Below are 18,590 nucleotides of genomic sequence, written 5' to 3' on the forward strand. Positions count from 1 at the left end.
TATCAAGAATTATGCAGCAGCTTTTAACGGCTCAGCAGCAACAACTTTACGCTCGCCAATTGGCAGGATCGTACGGCCGAACTCATTGTTCAGCACCTGAGCCATTGCAAAGTAAATTGCACTCGCACCACAGATGATGCCTTCAAAACCAGCGATCGTGCCGATCAGTTCGCTGCCTGTGAAATCACGCGCTGCCAGCAGGAAGAACAGAATCGTCAGCGAAGCAAAAACAAATTGTTTTGCACGCGGGTAGTTCAGAGAACCAATGAACAGGAAAGCCGTGAAGATGCCCCACAGCGTCAGGTACCAAGCCATGAATTTAGCTGGTGACGCTGGCAGACCCATTTTTGGCATCACAATCAGACCAACCAGAGTCAGCCAGAACAAACCATAAGAAGTGAATGACGTGGTACCGAAGGTATCGCCACGCTTAAAGCACATCAGGCCAACCAGGATTTGTGCCAGACCACCATAAAAGATCCCCATAGCCAGGATCATTGAATCGATCGGGAAAAAGCCTGCATTATGGATGTTCAGCAGAATGGTTGTCATACCAAAACCCATCAATCCCAATGGTGCCGGATTTGCAAAATTCGTAGACATTTTATTCCCCTACAGGAAAATTTAAATAAAAGTGATATGAATTAAAAAATTTGCGCAATATAGTGCGGCGCGAATTCTAATCCATGTCTGTAGGGAAAACAACGCTTTCTTTGTGCAAAAAACAACCTTTCAGGGAAAATAGCTGAAAAATCCGGATAAAAGTAAAGAACAAAAATATTCATTTACCGCGAAAGATGTTACCAAATGCATCTGAAGGCCGCCAAATCCCTGATGAAACCTGCATGTCAACCAACCTCTTTACGCTCGATGCATTCAGAGTGAAATACTGAGTTTTTGCAATAACCCAGCACCCTGAAAACCACATTTCCCTGAAAAAATCATAAAAAAACCGCTGCATAAGCAACGGTTTGAAAAGGACATCATGTTTTCAGTCATTTTCGCTGATTACTGAACCTGAGCTGGTGTTTCAGAAGACTGAGGCGACGCAGCCTGTGGTTCGGTTTCCGCTGCCATTTTCGTCTCCATCGGTGGTAGCGGAATTGGTGGCGCAACCTCGGTTTGTTCAGCCAGTTTACCTTTCAGCTGACTGATCTGACGCTGTTGCTGCATGACCAGTGCATTCAGTTCACGGATATATTTTTCCTTCCCTGCGAGCAGCTCTTCATCTGATGAGTTGTTCACAACCGCCAGCTTAACCTGCTCTGCATTGTCTTTAATCAGCCGCGCCTGTTCCTGGATCGGCTGGTCACGCCAGTCTTCATCCTTCAGCGCTTTGGAGATCCGCAGTAACTTATTCTCAAACTCAAGAATATAAGCTTCGTAATTGTCTTTGCTTAAATCCCGTAAGCGCTGCACTTCCAGTGAAATATGCTGAGCATGAGCCAGTTCGAAACGGATCACCCGAGTCGCCTGCTGAATGGCGTCAAAATCTCTGGGAGTGCGATCCACCAGCGCTTTCCCGGCTTCAATACTACGCTCGATTTGCGCATAGCTGGCAGGGGCATTGTCTCTGACATCCTGACGGCGCAATTCAATCATCATGGCTTCAAGCGGCGCAATGTAAATTCTCTTAATCGTTTTGACTTCCAGACTGTTGCTCCGGGAAAGGAACTCATCCTGGTCTTCCCGCGCTTCATTCAAGTCGCCGCTTTCAACAAGTGAGAACAGGCTCTCGTATAAACGATACAGTCTTGTGTATTCACTGCGGTAGTACTGTTTTGCGTCCAGCGACTCAAGATAATTCATCTGGGTAATCGCCGGCGACAACACCGTATCAGCGACTTTCTGTAATTTTTTCAGCTGATTCAAAGCACTTTCGGCATGTTCCAGCTCCAGTTCCAACTGCTGAAGATATGTCGTTGATGAAAACAGAGAATAACTCTTATAGGCCGTTGAAGGCGTTGCCGTAATTTCCTGATAGATCTGTGAGGCCTTCTCCCAGCTTGCACTCAGTACCTGATAATTATCCGGAGAGTAGATGGCCAGACTTTGCGACTTTTCTATCTTTTGCTGCCAATTGCGGTAAGCGGATGTAGCTCGCTGAAAGTCCCCTTGTTCCGAAATGACAGTCGTATCATCATTGTTTAATTCAGATGTACTCGAGCAAGCACTCAAAAATACAGCAGAGAGTAGCATCAGGGCTGAAAGGCCCGTTCTTTTCATAAATAATTCCGTAATGACTTGATTTGCCAGTAAAACCATTCAGACCTATGGATGGCTATATCAATAATGCGACAGAAGTCCAACCAGTATGAAATATCTGAATCCTGCGATTGGTGAGCGATTGGTATCCATCGTCTTCCATTAGAAGCAGATGGATGCCATTTCTTCAATCATGCAAAAACAAAAGTGAGTGAATGCTCAAATAGTTTAACTGAAGCTTAACGGGTACTAAAGCCTTTACTTGCAAGGAAATCCTTCATAAAGGGTCTCGCCTGTTTGGCCAGAGTCGCCGTAATTTGCTCAGACCAGCTCACCGCTTTATTTCCACCGGTGCGGGTCTGATAATAGCGGCGAACTTTCTCATCGTACTCCGCCAACAGCTGACGCGGCAGTTCATGCTGATAACTGTCCTGATGAACCACCAGCGACTGCGGTAAACGCGGTTTTAACTCCGGATTCTGATCAGGATGTCCAAGACAGAGTCCGAATAAAGGAATCACATGATCCGGCAGATCCAGCACCACCGAGACATCCGCCGGATGATTCCGGATCCCGCCAATGTACACCCCGCCCAACCCTAAAGACTCAGCTGCCAGTAAAGCGTTCTGCGCCATCAGAGCGGCATCAATCGAACCAATTAAGGTTTGCTCCGTAAAGCCAAGTTGCGCTTCGGGATGAATTTGCAGATGGCGATGGAAATCCGCACAGAACACCAGAAACTCAGCCGCAGCGGCGACATAAGGCTGATCGCCGGCCAAATGGGCAAGCTGCGCCCGCTTTTCTGTATCCACTACCCGAATAACACTGACGCACTGGATAAAACTCGAAGTCGAAGCAGCAATTGCACAATCCAATATCGTCGCCAGCATTTCTGCCTGAATCGGCTCAGAAGTAAAACGACGAATAGAGCGATGTGCGAGTATCGTTTCAATGGTCTGATTCATAATTCCTCTTCATCTGTTGGCATTGAATTGCAGACTCTATCATATGCCGAAAGTTCAGTCCCTTTTGACAGAGCGCTCAAATAATAATCAAAAGTTACACTTATCCCTTTGATTTGGCTGATGGAAATGTCACTAAAGTGACTTTTGAACAACATTTTTTTGTCATATTCCCCCTCTATTCTGCACCTCATCAAAACAGCCATAAAAGCACTCGTATATAAAGCAGGGAAATGACAATGAATAAAACAGTTTTAGCATCAGCGCTTCTGGTCGCGCTTGCATCGGGTACTGCCGCTGCCTCAACCACGGTGTATGAGAAAGATGGTCAGTCTGTCGAGATTAAAGGCCGTATGGTCGGTATGTACTACAGCTCTGACGACAAAGACGAAAAAGGCGATCAAAGTTATTTCCGCTTTGGCGCGAAAGGGAAAGCAGACATCAACAACGACCTGTACGGTGTTGGTGTTTACGAAACCGAAGTCAATGCATCTTCTAAGAAAGATGGCCTGCAAACGCGTCTGTCTTATGCCGGACTGGGCGGTAACTTTGGCGAAGCCACTTACGGCCGCCAGTATGGTGCATATACACTGATTTCAGACTATACCGATACTCTGGAAGAGTTCGGTGCTGATGCCAGTGGTACGGGCACAGACCGTTTCGGTACGGGTAAAGCCAGCTCTGTACTGAAGTACACCGGCGAGTTCAGCGGACTGGCAGTAGAAGCCAGCTACCAGTTGGACAACAACGAAGTGACCCAACCTGACGGCGATACAGCAACATCTTACGGCATCGCAGCTTCTTACTCGCTGCCAATGGGCTTTAAGGTAGGTGCCGGTTATAACCAGGGTGAAGGCGTTGACGGTTCTGACGATGCCAAAGTCGCTGCCGTGTCTGCTGCTTATGATGCCAACAACATCTACGCTGCTTTCCTTTACAGCACCGGTGAAAACTGGGAAGACAAAAAAGGAACTGAGTCAGACACAGACTATGATGGCTACGAAGTCGTTCTGGGTTATGACTTTGGAAATGGTTTCTCAGCACAGGCTGTCTATAACTTCCTGGAAGCTGATGCCGGTTCAAGTGTCGATGTAGAAGATTACTACGTTGTTGGTGCTTATTATAAGTTCAACAAACAACTGCGTACTTACGCAGAGTACAAAGCAGACCAGATCGACGGCAACGAAGACATTCTGGCACTGGCGATTCGCTACGATTTCTGATTTCGCTCTACCACTACTGCCACGCAAAGCCAGGCTGCCCAGTCTGGCTTTTTTCGTCTGTCTTGGAGGAAAGGTTGAGCACTTTGCTCCTCCCTGCTCTTCATCGGAATTTTCTATTGATGCAAATGATAATTCCGACTTTGACTGCTGACTGAGTCACGATATAGTAGCCCCACAAGACAAAGGAGAAGTTCTATGTTCGTCGTTATTTTTGGCCGCCCTGGGTGCCCTTACTGTGTTCGTGCAAAAGAGTTAGCAGACAAACTGAAAGAAGATCGTGACGATTTCAACTACCGTTATGTAGATATCCATGCCGAAGGCATTACAAAAGCGGATCTGGAAAAGACTGTCGGTAAACCAGTTGAAACCGTGCCTCAGATCTTTATTGATCAAGACCATATTGGCGGCTGTACCGAATTCGAAGCTTACGCGAAAGAAAACCTGGCTCTGTTTCAGTAATCACTGACGCAACCGGTCACCACATTGCGGGTTTTTACGTTTTTGTGAACCCCTGACAGAAAGGCTGTTTAATCAGCCTTTTTTGTGTCTCAAATCTCGAAAATCTATATCGCATTACATTTGTTTAAGATAAAATTCCGTCTCATATCTCTAGTAGAAAGCGCTGACTCCGGAAAAATTTGTTGTGAACATCGACGTTGCTGACCTGCTTCGCCAGAATGATATTCTGCTCCTCTTTGTAGTTCTTGCTGTGGGTCTTACGGTCGGAAAACTCCGAATAGCCCAGTTACAGATTGGGAACTCCATTGGTGTCTTACTCACCGCCCTCATCTTTGGAAATGCTGGTTTCATTTTTGATGCTGAAGCACTGAATATCGGCTTTATGCTGTTTATTTTCTGTGTCGGTATTCAGGCAGGCCCCAACTTTTTTGGCATTTTCTTCCGTGACGGAAAACACTATCTGCTGCTGGCATTAGTCGTCCTGATCTCAGCCATCACGATCACCATTACCATGTCGCACTATCTGGGTCTGGATCTGGGTCTGGCGACAGGTTTAATGGCCGGTTCACTGACCGCTACACCAGTTCTGGTCGGTGCGAAAGACGCTCTGAGCGGCGGCTTATCCAGCCTTTCTGACCCGTTAGTGATTCAGGAGCTGATTGACAGCCTGAGTGTCGGCTACGCAATGTCGTATCTCATCGGTCTGATCAGCCTGATTTTACTGGCAAAACTAATGCCAAAACTGCAGAAGCAGGATCTGGCCGAATCGTCGCAGCAAATTGCGAAAGAGCGCGGCATCGGCGAAGTTGCACAGCGAAAAGTCTATTTACCGATTATTCGTGCCTATCGCGTTGGTCCGGAGCTAATCGACTGGATTGACGGCCGGAATTTACGTGAGCTGGGTATTTACCGCCAGACAGGATGCTACATCGAACGCATTCGTCGCCACGGTATTCTCGCCAACCCTGATGGGGATGCCATCCTGCAGGAAGGGGATGAAATCGCACTGGTCGGTTACCCGGACAGCCATGCCCGTCTGGACCCGAGCTTCCGGAACGGGAAAGAAGTATTCGACCGTGATCTGCTGGATCTGCGCATCGTCGAAGAAGAAATCGTGGTCAAGAATGACAACATCGCCGGAAAACGCCTGTCAGAACTGAATCTGGCTGAGTATGGCTGTTTCCTGAACCGTGTGGTTCGCGCTCAGATTGAAATGCCGATGGATCACAGCACCCTGCTCAATAAAGGGGATATCCTTCAGGTCAGTGGCGAGAAAAGCCGGGTACTGGGACTGGCAGAACGTATCGGTTTTATCTCGATTCACAGCCAGATCGCCGATCTGCTGGCCTTCTGCTGCTTCTTTATCATGGGTCTGCTGTTTGGTTCGATCACGATGACATTCGGCCAGATCACCTTTGGCCTCGGAAGCGCCGCAGGCTTACTGCTGGCCGGGATCTCACTGGGTTTCCTGCGGGCAAACCACCCTACTTTCGGCTACGTTCCGCAAGGGGCGCTGAACATGGCAAAAGACCTGGGCCTGATGGTCTTCATGGTCGGGATTGGTCTGAGTGCAGGTTCCAACCTGTTTGAGTCCATTACTCAAATCGGTCCGAGCGTCTTTCTTGTCAGTATGATGGTCAGCGTCATTCCAGTCATGCTGGCTTACCTGTTTGGGGCCTATATCCTGAACATGAACCGCGCTCTGCTGTTCGGTGCCATTATCGGCGCCCGTACCTGTGCCCCGGCGATGGACATGATCAATGAACATGCCCGCAGTACCATTCCGGCTCTGGGGTATGCGGGCACTTACGCCATCGCAAACGTATTGCTCACCGTTGCCGGTACACTGATCATCATCCTCAGCTAGCGTGCTGATTGATAACCCGGCTGACTCGCTTTCCTCAGAGTCAGCCGAGATTCAGACGTTCAATGATATAATCCTTCACAATTTTCCGGATAGGTTTGTCCCCTGCAGTCCGCTTTGTTATCAATCGGACTTTCAGAGCCAAGCCACACGCTTTTATTGCCTCAGGTAACTAAATTATGATGCGCATCCTGATAGTCGAAGACGACCCAATTTTGTGCCACCATCTGAAAACTCAGCTCAGCGAACTGGGCAACCAGGTTCAATGTGCCAATACGGCTGAAGAAGGCCTGTTTTTTGCTGAAAACTACCCCAATGATGTGGCCATCGTCGATATCGGTCTGCCGGACCGTGATGGTATCACCCTGATTCGTGAGATCCGGGACAAGGGGCTGCGACTGCCAATCCTCATTCTGACTGCACGTTCAAACTGGCAGGACAAAGTCACCGGCCTGGAAGCTGGTGCCGATGATTATCTGGTGAAACCGTTCCAGAAAGAAGAGTTGGTTGCCCGCCTGAGTGCCCTGGTCCGCCGCAGTGCCGGCTTTATCAAACCGGAAATGATTGCGGGTGAAATCCGCGTCGACCTGCTCGCGAAACAGGTTTTTGTCAGCGAAAACTTGCTTGAACTGACGGCCTTTGAATACGAACTGCTTGAATACCTGATGCGCCACAGCCGTCAGGTTGTTTCAAAACAGCGTCTGCTGGATGTCCTGTATGAAGATCAGGAAGGCGATCCAAACACCATTGAGGTGATGATCAGCCGTCTGCGTAAGAAAATCAGCCAGACCGGACAAGAAAACCCAATCTCAACCATTCGGGGTCAGGGGTATATTTTTGAGATTGCCGCGCAATGAAGCTGGCCATCTTGCCCCGTCTGCGACACCGGGTCATGATTACTTCGATTGCAATCATTGCCCTGATCACTTCGGCCCTTGCCTGGGTGATCAATGAACTCTACAGCCAGAGTTACATGGCGGCCTATTCCACGGATCTGGTCGCCCAGATGCCGCTTGTCGTGGCCCAGCTGAACCGGGCCGGTCTGATTAAAGACGTCGATAAGTGGATTGACTCGCTGGATCCCTCTGCCACCGACTACATGTCTGTCCTTTGTGACCGGAGTGACAATACCATGTGGCTCTCGGATGAAGCGAAAGCCGCTGGCCTCAGCGAGATTTGCAGCAGCCTGCCGGATGCCATGCAAACCCCGACCCTGGTCAAAGCCGAGAACGATCAAAGCTATATCGCTTACGATATCAGCCGTGACCGTGAAAACGGCAATGCCTATCAGCTGATTGTGCTTCGCTCCGGGACGGCTTATGAGACATCATTAAGCCGGCTTCATCACCGCACGGCACTTTACCTCGGTCTCTTCGTACTGATCGCAATTGCATTTTTGATTGCCGCCTTTCACTGGAGCTTTCAGCCGCTGCGTAAACTGGCCCGGCAGCTCAATCAGGTCACTGATGCCAAGCGTGACCAGCTTGACAATAACTATCCGACAGAATTGCAGGACGTGACTCAGTCACTGAACCGGCTGATTCGGATCAGTAATGACAAAACATCCCGTTACCGGCATGCCATGGATGATCTGGCCCACAGCCTGAAAACCCGACTGGCTGCTGCAAATGCTCTGCTGGATGATCACTCTCTGCCCCGCTGCGATCTGAACTACCGGATGCTGGAGCAAATCAGCCAGATGGATGATTTAGTACAGTACCAGCTCAAGCGGGCGCTGATGGGCCAGCAGGGCCTTCAGAAAGACCGAACGCTGCTCAATCCGGTTGTCGAAAGCTTTGAAGGGATGCTGAAAAAGATTTACAGCAGCAAGGAAGTCACTCTGAAGCGACAGTTTGACGCAACCTTATGCCTGCCCGTTAACCGGACGGACCTGATGGAACTGCTCGGGAATCTGCTCGAAAACGCCTTTCGCTTCTGTATCAGCGAAATTCGTCTGAGTGCAACCCGGCATCAGGGCAAGCTCGTGATTCGACTGGAAGACGATGGTCCCGGCGTCAGTGATGATATGCGTGAAGCTATTTTCCAGCGGGGTATCCGGGCCGATCAACGCAATCCAGGTCAGGGAATTGGTTTGTCTGTCTGCCACGACATCGTGACCTGTTATGGCGGGCGCATCTATGTTGAGAAAGCCAGCATTGAAGGGGCTGCATTTGTCATTGAACTGCCGGAAGACAATAAAAGCTGAGGCAAAAAATGACTGACTGCTGATGAGCCTGTGACATTTCACCTCCAGAATCTCAACAGCAGTTATCTGCACCCATTGATCAATACCCATAAAAAAACCGCCTTTCACGGCGGTTTTTTCGTTTTGTTTCAGTGGCGCAATTATACGTCCTGAACGTCGAATTCAACAATTGGATTCACATCAGCGTCATAGTCCACGCCTTCAATGCCGAAACCGAACAGCTTCATGAATTCATCTTTGTACAGCTGATAATCAGTCAGCTCGAACAGGTTCTCATTGGTCACCTGTGGCCACAGCTTCGTACAATGCTCCTGAATGTCTTCACGCAGCTCCCAGTCATCCAGACGCAGACGGTTGTCGCTGTCCAGCTCTGCAGCAGTACCGTCAGCTTTGTACAGACGCTGTGAGAACATACGGAAGATCTGCTCAATACAACCCTCATGAACGCCTTCTTCGCGCATTTTCTTGAAGACCATCGCGATGTACAGAGGCATCACAGGAATTGCCGCACTGGCCTGAGTCACAACACTCTTCAGAACTGCCACGTTTGCAGTACCGTTAACAGCAGACAGTTTCTTGCTCAATTCATCCGCAGCACGGTCCAGGTCCATTTTGGCCTTGCCCAGTGCACCGTGCCAGTAAATCGGCCAGGTGATTTCTGTACCAATGTAGCTGTAAGCAACAGTCTTACAACCTTCAGCCAGAACACCAGCATCTGCCAGTGCATTGATCCACAGCTCCCAGTCCTGGCCGCCCATGACTTTCACTGTATCTTCAACTTCCTGCTCAGTTGCAGGCTCAACACTGGCTTCAATCAGTACATCTTTGTTGGTATCAACCGCGGTCGCCGTGTAGGTTTCACCCATAGGTTTCAGGCTGGAGCGGATCAGCTCACCACTGTCCGGCAATTTACGGACCGGAGAAGCCAGGGAGTATACAACCATATCAATCTGACCCAGATCTTCTTTGATCAGCTCGATAACTTTTTGCTTCATCTCGTGAGAGAACGCATCACCGTTCAGACTCTTGGAATACAGGCCTTCTTCTTTGGCGAATTTGTCGAATGCCGCAGAGTTATACCAGCCCGCAGAGCCTGGTTTTTTCTCGGTGCCCTGCTTTTCCAGGAAAACACCAATGGTTGCAGCACCGGAGCCGAAAGCAGCAGCGATGCGGGAAGCCAGACCGTAGCCAGTGGAAGAGCCAACCACCAGTACACGCTTCGGACCGTTCTCCAGTTTCGGCTGGGCCTTGGTGTACTCGATTTGCTCTTTGACGTTTGCTTCACAACCCACAGGATGAGTTGTTGTACAAATGAATCCACGAATTTTTGGTTTGATGATCATTTCGTTTTCTTCCTTTGTTCTGTTGCCCGTAGGATAAAAGGTTAGTCACTAATTCGCATCAGTTTTATGTTCGAAATCGACAAAATTAGCCAGTGGTTGGAGGTGTTGAGGCAGAATATTTGATATTGAGCCATGAGTTGCCGAAGAAAACCGCAGTCTGTCTGCATCTCATTTCCCCCGGAACAGAAGATATCATGGTCGATCGATAAAAAAATACCGCGCAAATGCGCGGTATATTTGACCACCAGGTTTATTCTTCGACTAAGCAATCAAATTGCTTATCAGGCGGCTTTCCCTGGCTGTAAGACGCCCTTTTTAAACGCTTCCGGTGCAAAGTGATCCACTTGGATCGCACGGGATCTCAATTGGTCAGCATTATGCACTTTCTCAACTTCAGCGTCTGTGATAACGCCCGCATCCAGAGCAATTTTCAGCTTCTCAGCCAGCGGCGCCTTGCGTGGCACGGTGCCAGCTTTCACTGCTTTCGCAATTTTACGCTCAACGTCACGCACACCATACATCGCAACAAATGCACGTTCCATAATCGCAACCGGATCGCCGTCTTTCTCACCGACGTAGCAATTGGTCGTCAGGCGATCACGCGCTACTCCCGGCGTCATCATGAGTTTTGAAATCGCCAGCTTCAGCTCATCCTTCGGCGCTTCATAATGAATCCCCAGCGGGAATGTCAGTGTACGCAGCACACGACCCACACCTTTACGCGGGAAGTTGTTGAAGACTTCATCGAAAGCAATACCACACTTGTGCAGGCAGTGTTGCAGCGCGTAATGCACCATAGGTAAGTCTTCCTGCTGACGCCCTTCCGTTTCAAAACGTTTCAGAACCGCAGAAGCCAGGTACAAATGACTTAAAACGTCACCCAGACGAGCCGAGACCATTTCACGGCGTTTCAGCTCACCACCCAGCGTCAGCATGGAGAAATCAGCTGCCACAGCCAGTGCACGGCTCATGCGGGACAGATGGCGGTAGTAGTAAGCCGTTTCACCTGCAACAGGTGCACGGTTGAGCTGAGAACCGGTAAACGCGTTCAACAGTGCCTTACTGACGTTACCCACGGCAAAACCAATGTGCTTGAACAGCAACTGGTCAAAATCTTTTGCCGCCTGATCGGCATCAGGATTCGCCGCAGCTTCCATTTCCTGCAGAACGTATGGATGACAACGCGTGGCCCCCTGACCGAAGATCATCAGGTTACGGGTCAGAATGTTCGCACCTTCCACGGTGATTGCCACCGGAATACCAATATACTGATTCGCCAGATAGTTCATCGGACCGGCCTGAATTCCGCGACCGGCATGAATATCCATCGCATCATTCAAAATGGTGCGGGCCATTTCTGTCATGTGGTATTTGGCAATCGCAGTCACAATCCCCGGCTTCTCTTTCATATCCAGTGAAGTCGTGGTCAGTGTGCGGGCGGCCTCCAGCATGTAGGTCATCCCGCCGATACGGCCCAGCGATTCTGCGACACCTTCAAAGTGACCAATCGACATGCCAAACTGCTTCCGGACATAAGCGTAAGCACCGGTAGTCCTTGAAGTCAGGTGGCCGACAGCAGTTCCCAGTGCAGGCAGAGAGATACCACGTCCTGCAGACAGACATTCCACCAGCATCCGCCAGCCGCGGCCAACGTAATCCTGACCACCGATGACCCATTCCATCGGAATGAACACATCTTCCCCCCGGGTCGGACCGTTCATGAATGCACCGCCCAGCGGGTCATGACGTTCGCCGATTTCAACTCCGGCATGATTTGCAGGAATCAGGGCACAGGTAATGCCGATATCTTTCTTGTCACCAATCAGGCCATCCGGATCCTGAAGTTTGAATGCCAGTCCCAGAACCGTAGCAACCGGTGCCAGCGTGATGTAACGCTTGTTCCAGCTCACACGGATACCCAGCACTTCTTCGCCTTCGTGTTCGCCGTAGCAAACAACACCCATATCCGGAATCCCACCGGCATCTGAACCCGCTTCCGGGCCAGTCAGGGCAAAACAAGGAATATCTGTGCCATCGGCCAGACGCGGCAGCCAGTAATTTTTCTGCGCTTCCGTACCATAATGAGTCAGCAGTTCGCCCGGACCCAGAGAGTTCGGCACCATCACAGACACCGCCGCACTCTGGCTGCGGGTCGCAATCCGAGTCACAATCGTTGAGTTCGCATGTGCCGAAAACTCACGACCACCATACTGCTTACCAATGATCAGTGAGAAGAACTTTTCTTTGCGCAGGTATGTCCATACCTCAGACGGCAAATCACGGTCTTCCCGAACAATCTGGTTGTCATCCAGCATCGCCAGCAAGGTTTCCAGCTCATTATCAATGAAATGCTGTTCTTCCTCGCTCAGCTTGGGGGTCGGATATTTCAGCAACGTGTTCCAGTCTGGTTTTCCGGCAAACAACTGGCCGTCCCACCAGACACTCCCCGCTTCCATTGCTTCTCGCTCTGTGTCGGATAGCGGCGGCAGTACTTTCTTAAAAACTTTGAAAGCCGGATCACTGATGTAGCGTTGTCTCAAGCTTTTGTTACTCATGGGTCACGTCCTTTTGTCTCTCTGCCTCATCTTGGCAACATTTATTGTTTTGCAGGGTTCAGTATGAGTTTTCTATTGCATTGCTGACTGGTGACGTCATCTCGATGGGGGCTGCAACTCCTGCAGCCAGATACGGCACCATACGATCAATTAAATCAGCAGTGGTGACTGTGCATTTGAAATCGTTCTCTGCAATTTCCCGCAGCGCGGTACTGGAAGCCATCGTGAATACTGAAGCGCCCAGGGTGAAATGCAGACGCCAGAAAAGTGTTTCCGGATCCAGAGAAGGGTTCGCACGGCAAACGGCTTTTGTGAACAGATTCAGCACCTGACTGTAGCGGGTGACAATAAACCAGCGCAGGTGCCCCTGAACATCTGTATAGCCACGGCCAATCAGAGACATAAAAATCGTCGCGCCATTCGGGCGGAAATCACTGAGCTTCAGCAGCGGCTGTTTAGTACAGCGAAAGACATCTTCCATCGAGAAATCATCGCGGGTCAGCAGCACTTCCAGCTCTTGCTTCAGGGCAGGCATGAACTCTTCCAGATAGCGGCTGAGCACTGCACGAATCAGGGTTTTCTTATCACCATAGTGATAGTTCACAGAGGCCAGGTTGACTCCCGCTTTGCTGGTAATAGTACGCAGCGAAGTTTCCTTAAAGCCATGCTCAGCAAACAGCAGCTCAGCGGCATCCAGAATTCGGCTTTTTGTATCAGCTTTGATTGCCATGTTAAGTCACCCGTATTAAACACATGTTTAAACTCTACACCCTGCTAACAGATTTAACAAGCGATGAACAGAGTCGTGAGATTGAATAACAGAAAAAAATATAAAAAATGAGAGATGAAATGGGAACCATGCTTTATTGACGTAGTCATACATAGTGCCACTGCTTTTTCTTAGAAGATTTTCTTCAAAGCCCGTTTCCATTTGGTTACGGGTTTTCTTTCATTTGAAGCCAGTGAACGCCACATCGCCAACCTTGAATGCATTCTTCAAACAAATATCAGTTTTATTCCCGCTTCGAAATCAGCCAGTTAGAAAAAAACATGAAAAAAGTAATGTGAATGCGGAACTAAGCCCATGCCCTCAGGTCATAACAAGTGACATTAAGATTAACGAATTGACTGATTCACCGGCCGCCCATGAATGGTTCATTGAACAGCTTTAATCGACAATGCCACTGCTGCTAAACTCCTAATTGTGTTAAGGATACATTCCTCCCGCTGACAATTCAGCGGGATTTTTTTATCTGCGTCACGAAGCAAAATTCAGTCTGCAAGTCGGCTGAAGTCAGTACTCCGGCGCCAGTGACAACAGATCCTCATGTTGCCAATCAAGTCCCAACTCGCGGGCAGTCCTTTCTGCATTGATCCATTTTCCGTTTTCACCTTCTTGCAGAAACTCAGGAACCGGTAACCCGGCCAGCCTTGCCATTTCACGGTAATAGAGCTCACGACTCGGATGCTGCGGTGCACATAAATGCAGGGTGGTCATTGTCGGCCAGCGTTTCAGCATTGCCATGACAGCACGAATGACGTCATCGAGATGTACCAGATTCACAGGCGCCCTGCCGTTGGCAATTGCCTGCCCGCCGGCCAGGTATTTAACCGGGTGGCGATGAGGGCCAATCAGACCGGCAAGCCGCAAGACGACCAGATCCTGTCCCCACATCTGACGCAGACTTTGCTCCAGATGGAAATGAGCCTGACCAGATATCGTCGTGGGAACAGGTATCTTGTCTTCAGTGACTTCCCCTTCTGCATCCCCATAAACAGATGTTGTGCTGATAAAAATCATCCGCTTGCAGCCCGCTTGTTTTGCAGCCTGCGACAAACCGGTAATTTTTTCGATATAAGAGGCAGCAGTCATGTTGCGGCGACCCGGCGGGACGTTCACGATGAGCACATCGGCCGACAAAAAATCTTCAAGGGGTGCAATATCAGCAGTACCTAACGGCAGCTGCAAGACAACACCATCGATCCCCGCTTGCCAAAGACTCTGAATACCTGCCTCACTCTGTTTTGTGCCTGTCACCGGAAAACCGGCCTGACTCAGAGATTTAGCAAGAGGCAGCCCCAGCCAGCCACAACCGCAAATACTGATACGCATTTTTGTTTTCATTGAGATATTCCTTGTCGTCAGCGGGCGTTGTATTTTTGTTGTACATTTAATTCAATCTGTAAATTAATTCCGCCACTTGAAAATTAATAACGCAAACCAGCGGAATACTCGGTATTTCATTCATTTTTCCCCTTTAAAATCATTTCAAAACTGAAAGGGAAAGTAGATCGTGATCAAACTATAATAAAAAGGAAAAGTGATTTTCAGAGATTTACTAGGAGGCGTGAAAAGAAAAGTAGTATAGTTTCATCATATTCGACATCGTTCCTACGATCTCGCCAATTTTGAAATTCAGTAACGAATCGCGGTTATCGCTATGAATACCCTTGAAAAAATACAAAACAATCTGGAAAACTTCAGTAAGTCCGAGCGTAAAGTTGCTGAAGTGATCATTGCTTCCCCGCAAACCGCTATTCATTCAAGCATCGCGACACTGGCCAAAATGGCCGATGTCAGTGAGCCAACGGTCAACCGTTTTTGTCGTCGCCTGGATACCAAAGGCTTCCCGGATTTCAAACTCCACCTTGCCCAAAGTCTGGCAAACGGTACACCTTATGTGAACCGTAATGTTGAAGAAGACGACAGTGCTGAAGCCTACACGGCAAAAATTTTCGAATCAACAATGGCTTGCCTTGATGTTGCGAAAAGTAGTCTGGATGCCATGCAGATAAACCGCGCTGTGGATCTGCTCACGCAAGCCAAGCGTATTTCTTTCTTCGGGCTGGGTGCTTCAGCGTCCGTCGCGCATGATGCCATGAACAAATTCTTCCGCTTTAACATCCCAATTGTCTGTTTTGACGATGTTGTGATGCAGCGGATGAGTGTCATCAACTGCAGTGATAACGATGTTGTGGTTCTCATTTCTCACACCGGCCGGACCAAAAACCTGGTAGAAATTGCTGCCATGGCCCGTGAAAATGGCGCCACCGTGATCGGGATTACCGCCAAGGACTCACCACTGGATCGTGAATGCTCGCTGTCTATCTGCCTGGATGTCCCGGAAGATACCGATATCTACATGCCGATGGCCAGCCGTGTCGTCCAGATGACTGTCATTGATGTGCTTGCCACAGGCTTTACCCTGCGCCGTGGCCCTGGCTTCAGAGAAAACCTCAAGCGCGTGAAAGAGTCGATCAAAGACTCCCGTATCGCGAAAGAAGGTCTGTTTTAAACGCAGAGCTCCGGCTACGGAAAAACAATCTCCGCAAGACCAATGCGCTGAAAATCCCTGAAAGCATGGCTTTATCGCCATGCTTTTCTTTTTTATACTCTCAGAGTTTGAAACAGAACATTCACATTCAATTTTCATGGATGAAAATGACGAACATGGACTGTTAAATTCATCAATTCATTGTCCTATGTCGCCTTTTCATCACAATCACCTGTAATAATATTACAGATAGTGATAACACTATATAGCCACGCATCCTCAGGATGCCTGGCTATTATAATTACCTCATCTCAACGTATCCTTTCGACTAGATGGAGAGCTTCATGTCTCAAAGGCTAAGACGTACCAAGATTGTAACCACACTCGGCCCTGCTACCGATCGCGACAACAACCTCGAAGCCATCATTGCGGCCGGTGCTAACGTGGTACGCATGAACTTTTCTCACGGCAGCCCTGAAGACCATATCCAGCGCACTAAAAAAGTACGTGAAATTGCCGCTAAACTTGGCCGCCACGTTGCCATTCTTGGCGACCTGCAAGGCCCGAAAATCCGGATTTCGACCTTTAAAGAAGGCAAAATTCACCTGGCTGTCGGTGACACCTTTACGCTCGACAGCGAGCTGCCAAAAGGCGAAGGCAGCAAACAGGCTGTAGGCCTGGACTATAAAGAATTACCCAAAGATGTCGGCCCTGCCGATGTTCTGTTGTTAGATGACGGCCGTGTTCAGCTTGAAGTCACTCAGGTCGAAGGAAACAAAGTTCACACCAAAGTGATTGTTGGTGGTCCGCTGTCAAACAACAAAGGAATCAACAAAAAAGGCGGCGGCCTGTCTGCCGAAGCCCTGACTGAAAAAGATAAAGCCGACATCATCACTGCTGCGGCAATGAATGTTGATTACCTGGCTGTCTCCTTCCCGCGTAACGGCGAAGACATGCACTACGCTCGCCGCCTTGCGACAGATGCAGGCCTGAATGCGCGTCTTGTAGCAAAAGTTGAACGTGCTGAAGCTGTGGCCAGTGAAGAAGCCATGGATGACATCATCCTGGCTTCCGATGCCGTTATGGTCGCCCGGGGTGATCTGGGTGTTGAAATTGGCGATCCGGAACTGATTGGCGTTCAGAAGAAACTGATTCGACGCGCGCGCAGCCTGAACCGTACGGTTATCACCGCCACACAGATGATGGAATCAATGATTACCAGCCCGATGCCAACCCGTGCCGAAGTCATGGACGTTGCTAACGCCGTGCTGGATGGTACTGATGCCGTAATGCTGTCTGCGGAGACAGCGGCTGGGGATTACCCGGTTGAAACGGTACAAGCCATGTCGAGCGTGTGTCTGGGTGCGGAAAAAGAGCACAGCGTCAATGTTTCTTCTCACCGTATGGACCGCACTTTTGATACGGCCGAAGAAACCATTGCGATGTCTACCATGTATGCCGCAAACCACATGGTGGGTGTGAAGGCTATGATTACCCTGACAGAGTCCGGCCGTACTCCGCTGATGATGTCACGCATCTCTTCTGGTCTGCCTATCTTTGCGCTGTCGCGTAATGAACAGACTCTGAATCGTGCGGCGCTGTATCGTGGCGTTACACCAGTGTATTTTGACCGTGAAGGTGATGCGGGTCTGGATGTTGCAAAACACGCCGTGAACGATCTGAAAGAACTGAATCTGCTCAAATCAGGTGATCTGGTCATTATCACGCAGGGCGACATCATGGATACAGTCGGCAGCACAAACAACATGCGAATTCTGACTGTAGAATAAAGCGCGCTGCATTCAGTAAAAGAAAAAAGCTTGCGTACACCGCAAGCTTTTTTTCTTTCAAACAGTCACGATTCTGGCTGTATCCAGTGCGGATTGATCCGGGCGGTCAGAATATGATCTTCCCATCGCCCATTAATCAGCAGATATTCTCTAGCCACACCTTCCTGTTCAAAGCCAGCTGATTTCAATACAGCTGCACTTCGCTGATTTCGAGGAATATACGCAGCCATCACCCGATGAAAATGCTGCTCCTCAAACATCCAGCGGATCGCGGCATTCAGGGCCCGTCGCATGATCCCCTTCCCCTGCAGCTTTTCATCCAGTGAATATCCCACATGGCAGGCATAAAAAGGATGACGGACCAGATTGCTGAAATTAATCACGCCGCAGACTTCGTCTGACCCTTCTCTGAAAATCACAAAATAATAGGCCAGATGATGCTTATGAAGCTCTGTCAGCTGTGCCAGCCGTCGCTCCCACCCCGCCACCGTGAAAAAAGCAGGATCCCGAAGCGGCTCCCAAGGCTGAAGAAAATTTTTATTGCGCTGATAATAAGCAGCAATCTGATGTGCATCTCTGTTGGTCACCAGACGAACTGTCAATTCATCGACTTTCAAAGAGGATGAGCGCTGAATAATTGAATGAAACAAGCTGACCTCTGCTTACTGCATCTATACTTTCTAGTTAACGCGACCGGCATTTTTTGTC

At 49.3% G+C, this 18,590-nt stretch carries 15 protein-coding genes; 7 read left to right on the top strand and 8 right to left on the bottom strand.

Annotated elements, in window-relative coordinates:
• Window positions 1-9 precede the first annotated feature (9 nt).
• The 3 genes from L4174_RS10320 to nfsA all read right to left on the bottom strand — a co-directional run bounded on the left by L4174_RS10320 (window position 10) and on the right by nfsA (window position 3,170).
• Window positions 10-603 (bottom strand): acetate uptake transporter, encoded by a 594-nt coding sequence (locus tag L4174_RS10320; RefSeq protein WP_248140680.1) that lies wholly within the window; start codon window positions 601-603, stop codon window positions 10-12.
• Between the two features lie 405 nt (window positions 604-1,008).
• A complete protein-coding gene (locus L4174_RS10325; protein ID WP_248140681.1) occupies window positions 1,009-2,226 on the bottom strand; it encodes a hypothetical protein in 1,218 nt (405 codons plus the stop codon).
• Window positions 2,227-2,444: 218 nt separating this feature from the next.
• Window positions 2,445-3,170, bottom strand: coding sequence for an oxygen-insensitive NADPH nitroreductase (gene nfsA / locus L4174_RS10330; protein ID WP_248140682.1), 726 nt, complete (start codon window positions 3,168-3,170; stop codon window positions 2,445-2,447).
• A 236-nt stretch (window positions 3,171-3,406) separates the two neighbouring features.
• Here nfsA and L4174_RS10335 point away from each other — a divergent pair, with 236 nt between their 5' ends.
• From L4174_RS10335 to L4174_RS10355, 5 genes are all read left to right on the top strand, one after another.
• Window positions 3,407-4,390 carry a porin gene (locus tag L4174_RS10335; RefSeq protein ID WP_248140683.1) on the top strand — a complete coding sequence of 328 codons (984 nt, stop codon included), beginning with the start codon at window positions 3,407-3,409 and terminating at the stop codon, window positions 4,388-4,390.
• 195 nt (window positions 4,391-4,585) lie between these two features.
• On the top strand, window positions 4,586-4,849 hold the full coding sequence (locus L4174_RS10340; protein ID WP_248140684.1) for a GrxA family glutaredoxin: 264 nt from the start codon (window positions 4,586-4,588) through the stop codon (window positions 4,847-4,849).
• A 184-nt stretch (window positions 4,850-5,033) separates the two neighbouring features.
• On the top strand, window positions 5,034-6,716 hold the full coding sequence (locus L4174_RS10345; protein WP_248140685.1) for an aspartate:alanine antiporter: 1,683 nt from the start codon (window positions 5,034-5,036) through the stop codon (window positions 6,714-6,716).
• 179 nt (window positions 6,717-6,895) lie between these two features.
• On the top strand, window positions 6,896-7,570 hold the full coding sequence (locus tag L4174_RS10350; RefSeq protein WP_248141678.1) for a response regulator: 675 nt from the start codon (window positions 6,896-6,898) through the stop codon (window positions 7,568-7,570).
• Entirely contained in the window at window positions 7,567-8,919 is a 1,353-nt protein-coding gene (locus L4174_RS10355) for an ATP-binding protein (protein WP_248140686.1), read from the top strand. Before L4174_RS10350 ends, L4174_RS10355 begins: the two co-directional genes overlap by 4 nt.
• 140 nt (window positions 8,920-9,059) lie before the next feature.
• On the opposite strand, the gene fabV is transcribed toward L4174_RS10355, so the two are convergent.
• The 4 genes from fabV to L4174_RS10375 form a co-directional block, all read right to left on the bottom strand.
• Window positions 9,060-10,262 (bottom strand): enoyl-ACP reductase FabV, encoded by a 1,203-nt coding sequence (gene fabV / locus L4174_RS10360; protein WP_248140687.1) that lies wholly within the window; start codon window positions 10,260-10,262, stop codon window positions 9,060-9,062.
• 281 nt (window positions 10,263-10,543) lie between these two features.
• The gene (locus L4174_RS10365; RefSeq protein ID WP_248140688.1) at window positions 10,544-12,817 is read right to left on the bottom strand and encodes an acyl-CoA dehydrogenase; all 2,274 of its coding nucleotides are present in this window, start codon (window positions 12,815-12,817) and stop codon (window positions 10,544-10,546) included.
• A 58-nt stretch (window positions 12,818-12,875) separates the two neighbouring features.
• On the bottom strand, window positions 12,876-13,547 hold the full coding sequence (locus L4174_RS10370; protein ID WP_248140689.1) for a TetR/AcrR family transcriptional regulator: 672 nt from the start codon (window positions 13,545-13,547) through the stop codon (window positions 12,876-12,878).
• A 564-nt stretch (window positions 13,548-14,111) separates the two neighbouring features.
• Complete coding sequence (locus tag L4174_RS10375; protein WP_248140690.1) at window positions 14,112-14,942, bottom strand: NAD-dependent epimerase/dehydratase family protein; 831 nt, start codon at window positions 14,940-14,942, stop codon at window positions 14,112-14,114.
• A gap of 316 nt (window positions 14,943-15,258) precedes the next feature.
• Here L4174_RS10375 and L4174_RS10380 point away from each other — a divergent pair, with 316 nt between their 5' ends.
• Window positions 15,259-16,113 (top strand): MurR/RpiR family transcriptional regulator, encoded by an 855-nt coding sequence (locus L4174_RS10380; protein WP_248140691.1) that lies wholly within the window; start codon window positions 15,259-15,261, stop codon window positions 16,111-16,113.
• A gap of 323 nt (window positions 16,114-16,436) precedes the next feature.
• A complete protein-coding gene (gene pyk / locus L4174_RS10385) occupies window positions 16,437-17,882 on the top strand; it encodes a pyruvate kinase (protein ID WP_248140692.1) in 1,446 nt (481 codons plus the stop codon).
• Window positions 17,883-17,947: 65 nt separating this feature from the next.
• Here the strand turns inward: pyk and rimJ are convergent, their stop codons facing one another.
• Window positions 17,948-18,532 carry a ribosomal protein S5-alanine N-acetyltransferase gene (rimJ, locus tag L4174_RS10390; RefSeq protein ID WP_248140693.1) on the bottom strand — a complete coding sequence of 195 codons (585 nt, stop codon included), beginning with the start codon at window positions 18,530-18,532 and terminating at the stop codon, window positions 17,948-17,950.
• Window positions 18,533-18,590 lie beyond the last annotated feature (58 nt).

It is taken from the genome of Photobacterium sp. CCB-ST2H9, from assembly GCF_023151555.2.
GTDB lineage: Bacteria > Pseudomonadota > Gammaproteobacteria > Enterobacterales > Vibrionaceae > Photobacterium.

Bases quoted from the DNA above. Each gene is read 5' to 3' on its own strand.
- L4174_RS10355 (WP_248140686.1), top strand. From the start codon at position 7,567: ATGAAGCTGGCCATCTTGCCCCGTCTGCGACACCGGGTCATGATTACT.
- L4174_RS10340 (WP_248140684.1), top strand. From the start codon at position 4,586: ATGTTCGTCGTTATTTTTGGCCGCCCTGGGTGCCCTTACTGTGTTCGT.
- fabV (WP_248140687.1), bottom strand. From the start codon at position 10,262: ATGATCATCAAACCAAAAATTCGTGGATTCATTTGTACAACAACTCAT.
- L4174_RS10380 (WP_248140691.1), top strand. From the start codon at position 15,259: ATGAATACCCTTGAAAAAATACAAAACAATCTGGAAAACTTCAGTAAG.
- L4174_RS10335 (WP_248140683.1), top strand. From the start codon at position 3,407: ATGAATAAAACAGTTTTAGCATCAGCGCTTCTGGTCGCGCTTGCATCG.
- L4174_RS10320 (WP_248140680.1), bottom strand. From the start codon at position 603: ATGTCTACGAATTTTGCAAATCCGGCACCATTGGGATTGATGGGTTTT.
- L4174_RS10350 (WP_248141678.1), top strand. From the start codon at position 6,896: ATGCGCATCCTGATAGTCGAAGACGACCCAATTTTGTGCCACCATCTG.
- L4174_RS10365 (WP_248140688.1), bottom strand. From the start codon at position 12,817: ATGAGTAACAAAAGCTTGAGACAACGCTACATCAGTGATCCGGCTTTC.
- nfsA (WP_248140682.1), bottom strand. From the start codon at position 3,170: ATGAATCAGACCATTGAAACGATACTCGCACATCGCTCTATTCGTCGT.
- L4174_RS10375 (WP_248140690.1), bottom strand. From the start codon at position 14,942: ATGAAAACAAAAATGCGTATCAGTATTTGCGGTTGTGGCTGGCTGGGG.
- L4174_RS10325 (WP_248140681.1), bottom strand. From the start codon at position 2,226: ATGAAAAGAACGGGCCTTTCAGCCCTGATGCTACTCTCTGCTGTATTT.
- pyk (WP_248140692.1), top strand. From the start codon at position 16,437: ATGTCTCAAAGGCTAAGACGTACCAAGATTGTAACCACACTCGGCCCT.
- L4174_RS10370 (WP_248140689.1), bottom strand. From the start codon at position 13,547: ATGGCAATCAAAGCTGATACAAAAAGCCGAATTCTGGATGCCGCTGAG.